We start from the raw sequence: 394 nt of genomic DNA on the forward strand, positions 1-394 counted from the left end.
AAAATACAGTAACTTCCCCTTTTTTCTCTTTCAATTGTTCATACATATCTTCTTGTAAATTAAACATGAAATGCGCCCCCTGGTTTGTTTGTATTTACTTTTCTTCTCATACCTGCTGCTTTTCACTGTTGGATATATGTGATTCCCATTCACTTTCTATTTTTCTAAACCATTTTCCTATTTTGCTTAGATAATATCTTTTTACTTCACCATAAAGAATCCAAATTTCACGTTCCTGCATTTGAATCATCACTTCATGAAGAATCTCATCATGTTCATACTTTCTAGGTTTTCTATGATGTGTTTTTAACGAATTCCCCGAAAGAATTCTCCTTCCTCAAGCGTGTGAAGGGCGTAGCCCAACGGTAGGTGGGAGATGAATTTCGGTTTGGCA

Annotated in this window: 2 pseudogenes; both read right to left on the bottom strand. The window is 35.5% G+C overall.

The window, feature by feature from the left end:
* Positions 1-67, bottom strand: a pseudogene (locus MR155_RS31475) (RNA chaperone Hfq); the annotation flags it as partial.
* 39 nt (positions 68-106) lie between these two features.
* Positions 107-310 (bottom strand): annotated as a pseudogene (locus MR155_RS31480) (transposase); the annotation flags it as partial.
* Positions 311-394 lie beyond the last annotated feature (84 nt).

The organism is Bacillus cereus group sp. BfR-BA-01331 (assembly GCF_022663915.1).
Classification (GTDB): Bacteria; Bacillota; Bacilli; order Bacillales; family Bacillaceae_G; genus Bacillus_A; species Bacillus_A mycoides.